This is a genomic window from Paraeggerthella sp. (genome assembly GCF_048427265.1).
Taxonomy (GTDB): Bacteria; Actinomycetota; Coriobacteriia; order Coriobacteriales; family Eggerthellaceae; genus Paraeggerthella; species Paraeggerthella hominis.
On the sequence record NZ_DBFOSR010000063.1, the window covers coordinates 1 to 4,736 of the forward strand.

Consider the following 4,736-nt stretch of genomic DNA (forward strand, 5'->3'; position numbering starts at 1 on the left):
CACTTGGCTTTTTTCTCGCTTGTTCTGCTTCTCAGTATCCGGTTTTCAAGGTTCTCCGCCTGGGGCCGAAGCCCGAAGCGCAAGGAGATATACTACCCGTGCCCCCGCCCGGCGTCAAGAACTTTTTTCGAAAAGTTTGGAAATTTGCTCAGCTGAAGCTATTCCGAATCACCGCTATGCACTCCCACCAGGTCGAACGGCGGAATAAAGCTGTCTTCGGCAGCGCCCCCCTCTTGCCAAAAGTAATCCTCGATGCCAAGAGCATCTGCGAAATCAAGGAGAAGCTCGTATTCGCGGTCGGGAACGCGGTGCGCCAATTCCGGGCATCTGTCCAAACATGCCGCCGCCCGTGCATCGCCCGAAGCGGCCGCTTCGGGCAAAACCGGCGTGTACTGGTTCATGAGCGACAGCAACACGCTGTCCGCGAAGCGCTCGCGGATCAAGCGCACGACGCGCTTGGAATCTTCCAACGCGCCCGGCAGCATAAGGTGGCGCACCACCACGCCGCCGATAAGGCGACGCTCGCCGTCCACCTCGTCGAACCGAGGAGGACCGGCTTCTTCCACCATGGCCTCGAGCGCAGCAAGGGCGACGGCAGGGTAATCGGGGGCGTTCGAGTAGCGCGCGGCCAAGGCGGGATCGGCGTACTTGAAATCGGTCAGATACGCATCGACGACGCCTGCGTTCGCCCGCACGCTGCGAACCGTCTCGTACCCCGAGGTGTTCCATACGACCGGCACCGTCAGACCGAGGGCGCGCGCCTTTTCAACGGCCGCCCTCGCCTGCAAGGCGTACTGGGTCGGAGTGACGAAGTTCACGTTGAGCGCGCCCTGCCCTTCGAGCTCCAAGCATATATCCGCCAGGCGATCGACGCCGATAGGCGCGCCCGCGCCCCCTACGGCGATGACCGCGTTCTGGCAATACGAGCAGCGCAGCGGGCAACCGGCGAAGAACACGGTGCCGCTGCCCCGCGTCCCGCTGATGGGAGGCTCTTCCCAAAAATGCAGCGCAGCGCGCGCAACCATCAGCTTGTCGTCCGCCCCGCACGCGCCGCGCTTTCCCGCATAGCGGTTTGCGCCGCAGGCGCGCGGGCACAGGTCGCACGCGGCGGGAAGCATGGTGTCGGTCATAGTGCTTTCCCCTATCGATCGACGAAACCGAATCTCGCGTCCGCCCTCGACATTGCAAGGCTTCGGCGATCCCGGACCGCCGAACCTTAGTTAGCCGAATATCCGGGATAGATCGAATACCCCGAATACGGGTCGTCCCCGGAATGATCGTGACCGCACCCGCAACCGTCCTCGACGTCGTCGTACTCGGAAAACCCGAGGTCGTCCGAAGCGTCGCCGTACGTCTGCTCGGCGCGCGTCCAGTCAAGCCCCTCGGCCGCGCAGGCCGACTCGTCGCCGTACACCAACGACAGGGCGGAAGGCGCTTTCCCGGTTCCGCCGATGACGGCCAAAAGCTCCAGCAGGTGCAGGCACGCTTCGCCCTGGGGCAGTATCAGGTCCACGTCGTCGGCGGCCGTCAAAGCAGCCGACAGTTCGGACATGAGCATCTCCACCGTGTAGGTGCCCGCGAAACTGCCGGTCTCGACCGCCGCAAGAACCTGCTCGGCAACCGGCGTTGCAGCGCCCACGCGTCCGACCCCGCGACCGGGAACCGCCGACGAACGCCGAACGACGCGGTACAGAGCATCCGCCTCGATGGCGGAAATAACCTGAGCCGTGGTCTGCAGCGTGTACGCCGCGCGCGCAAGCTGCGCCGACCCCGGGCCGCCCGTATCCTGCACATCCCCTGCAAGGGCCTCCACCACGGGAAGCGCTCGCTGCACGGCGTCCTCCTCGCCTCCCACGAGGCACGCAAGGTTGTCCTTCTTGGCGAACGCATCGGGAAGAGACAGGTCGAGCACGATAAGCGGGGCTTCCACGGAAACCAAATCGCTTACCACGGCCACCGCGTTGAGCTCGCGCGCGAAGCTCGGGGTGGACGAGGACAGGTCGACCAGCAGGGTGCCCGGGCAAGCCGACTGGATCAAGCCGCTTTCGTCGAAGTACGCATCCTCCAAGGCGGTCTGCGTCGTGTAGTACGTGATCACCGTATCGGCTTCGGCGACGCTCTCCGCGCGGCTGCATCCTGCAGCCTCCATGCGCGCCTCCACCATGGCGCCCACCGTCTGGTCCCCTACAAACGCATACGTGCTCTCCATTGGAATCCTCACTCCCCGCCCTTTACCTTCTTCGCGATGCGGTCCGCCACGGACAGCTCCTCGCGCTTGTCGTTTCCCCAGAACACCACTGCGATCATGCCGGGCCCCACATGGCTTCCGATAACCGGCCCGATACTGCTCTCCAGAAACAGGATGCTGTCGTCTTCCTTCGCGAGCGCGTCTTTCAGTCGCGCCGCATCCTTCGGGCAATCGGCATTGCCGATGACCACGAAACGACCCGGCCGGGAATCGGCTTTGCGCTTGTGGTAGTAATCGGCTAGCTGCTTGATTCCCTTCTTCCGTCCGCGCGCCACGCCCGACAAGGACAGCTTGCCGTCGCAGGTAATGGTGAGCAGCGGCTTCACATCAAGCTTGGAGCCGGCGTATGCAACCGAACCGGGGATGCGCCCGCCCCGGCGAAGGGATTCCAGGTCGTCCACCATGAACTCGGCGTCCACGAAAAAGCGCGCTTCTTCGGCCCAAAGCGCCAGCTCGTGCGCCGTGAGCCCATTGTCGCGCTGACGCAGCGCCTCGTGCACGAGAAGCGCCTCGGCGATCGAAGCCAAACGCGTATCGACCAAGTACAGCTCGGCCTCGGGATGTTCGGCCATCAACTGCTCGTGGACAAGGGCGGCGGCATCGTAGCTGCCCGACAGACCGCTTGAAAAGCTCAGGTACACCGTGGGCACGCCGCTTTCGATAGCGCGCGTGAACGCGTCGCGGAACACCGGCACGGGAACCTGCGCCGTGGTCGGCTCGTCGCCGTCGCGCATAGCCTGGTAGAAATCGTACGCCGACGACGTCTGGTACAGATCGTCCGCATGCTCCCCGTCGCGCATGACGTAGGGGAACTTGATCAACTCGACGCCTTCCCGATCGACCACCTCGAAGGGCAGGTCGCAACAGGAGTCGATAATAAGGTTGCATTGATGCTGCATAGTAATACGTCTCGCTTCCTTCGCTGTTGAGCGATTTGGACGATGGTTCGTTCGGGCGTTACGACGAAATGACGCGCGTGCGAACCGTAGCCGTCAGCTTTCCGGCTACGGGCGCGGCGCATTCGTACGCCAGTCCGACGGCGGGTCCCACATGCAACCCGATGACGGGGCTCACCGGCAGCACGTCCACCGCGCGGCCGACAAGCGGGTCGATGACTTCGCGCGCCCATTCGACCGCCGGAGCCTTGTCGCCTATGTAATGGACGACCACGTTCTTCAAGCCGCGCTCCTCGACGTCTTGCTTGAACGTCGACACGATCCTTTCGAGGGCCTTCTTGCGCGTGCGGACCTTCGCAAGCGTGGTGGCGGACCCATCGGTTACCGTCAAGACGGGAGCAAGCTGGATCAGGTTCCCCAAAAGAGCCGCCGCGTTGCCGATGCGGCCTCCTTTCTGCAGAAACGTCAAGGTCTCCGGCGTGAACAGAAAGCGCGTGGACTCGATGCCGGAAAGCGCGGCGGCGGCGCATCCCGCCAGGTCTTCGCCCGCATCGCGTGCGGCAACGGCGTCGAGCACGGGCCACGCCTCGTCGAACCCGCACGATGCGGAGTCGATCATGACGTAGGAGAAATGGATGTTGCGCGCCTTCACGGCCCGCGCGGCGCGCACGGCCCCTTCGTACGTGCCCGACAAACCGGTGGAGATGAATATCCCCAGCACGTCGTCGCCAGCGAGCGCCGCCTCTTCGAACGCCCGCTCGAGCGTCAGCTGAGAGGGCTGGCTCGAGGTGGGGATATCGTCGACCATGTCGTAGATGCCTGCATAGAACTCGTCGAGATCCATCGTCGCATCGGCGTGCTCCACGCCCGCACGGTTCACGAAAAGCGTGATCACCTCGATGCCCGCAGCTTTCGCCATGTCGGCGGGAATGGAGGCCACCGAATCGGTCAGTATCTTGATCATAGCTTCCTTCCTCGAGCTGGAACGGACGACGGCAAACGGGCTGGCGCCCGGCTTCCCTCTATCAAACTTACGCGATGCCCCGCAGCCGCACAACCAAATCGCGACGGCGCTCAAAAAGACCATATTCGAGGCCAACGGGATACGTATGCGCATGCAGCATGCGCTTCTGGCTCTCATCGAGCGTGGCAAGCCCCGCGCGAGCCCGCTCGCGCGCCGCCAAAGCAGAGCGGAACTCGGGAGCGAGCACCGTTTCACCAGCACGCGCCAACGGCTTGAGCAGCGTCTCGAAGCACAAGCCCGCGAGGTTTTTCTGTCGCAGGTCATCCGACGGATCCACGATGACCTCGCGCACGCCGACGCCCGCGTTCACGTCGAACACCATATCGCCGGCCAGCCGACCGCCGTCGCAGTAGAAGTAGCGCCGCACGTCCAAAACGCCCGGCGTGGTCAGCTTCGCCGCCGACTCGGATATCTTGATGCGATCCGTCCATGCCGCGTCGCCCGGCGCGCGCGTTGCGGACAGCTTGTAGACGCCGCCCAAGGTGGGCTGGTCGTACGCGCAGGCAAGCTTCGTGCCCACGCCCCATGAGCTCACCTGAGCGCCTTCGTCGCGAATGGACTGGATGGC

General features: G+C 64.0%; 4 protein-coding genes and 1 pseudogene. All 5 read right to left on the reverse strand.

Annotation, left to right across the window (positions count from 1 at the left end):
• Positions 1-158 precede the first annotated feature (158 nt).
• On the reverse strand, positions 159-1,130 hold the full coding sequence (locus tag ACMNI9_RS06155) for a radical SAM protein (RefSeq protein WP_418831259.1): 972 nt from the start codon (positions 1,128-1,130) through the stop codon (positions 159-161).
• An 86-nt stretch (positions 1,131-1,216) separates the two neighbouring features.
• A complete protein-coding gene (locus tag ACMNI9_RS06160; RefSeq protein WP_418831260.1) occupies positions 1,217-2,209 on the reverse strand; it encodes an NAD(P)-binding domain-containing protein in 993 nt (330 codons plus the stop codon).
• A gap of 8 nt (positions 2,210-2,217) precedes the next feature.
• Positions 2,218-3,147, reverse strand: coding sequence for a DegV family protein (locus ACMNI9_RS06165; protein ID WP_114567943.1), 930 nt, complete (start codon positions 3,145-3,147; stop codon positions 2,218-2,220).
• Positions 3,148-3,205: 58 nt separating this feature from the next.
• The gene (locus ACMNI9_RS06170; protein ID WP_418831261.1) at positions 3,206-4,108 is read right to left on the reverse strand and encodes a DegV family protein; all 903 of its coding nucleotides are present in this window, start codon (positions 4,106-4,108) and stop codon (positions 3,206-3,208) included.
• 67 nt (positions 4,109-4,175) lie between these two features.
• Positions 4,176-4,736, reverse strand: a pseudogene (locus tag ACMNI9_RS06175) (nicotinate phosphoribosyltransferase); the annotation flags it as partial.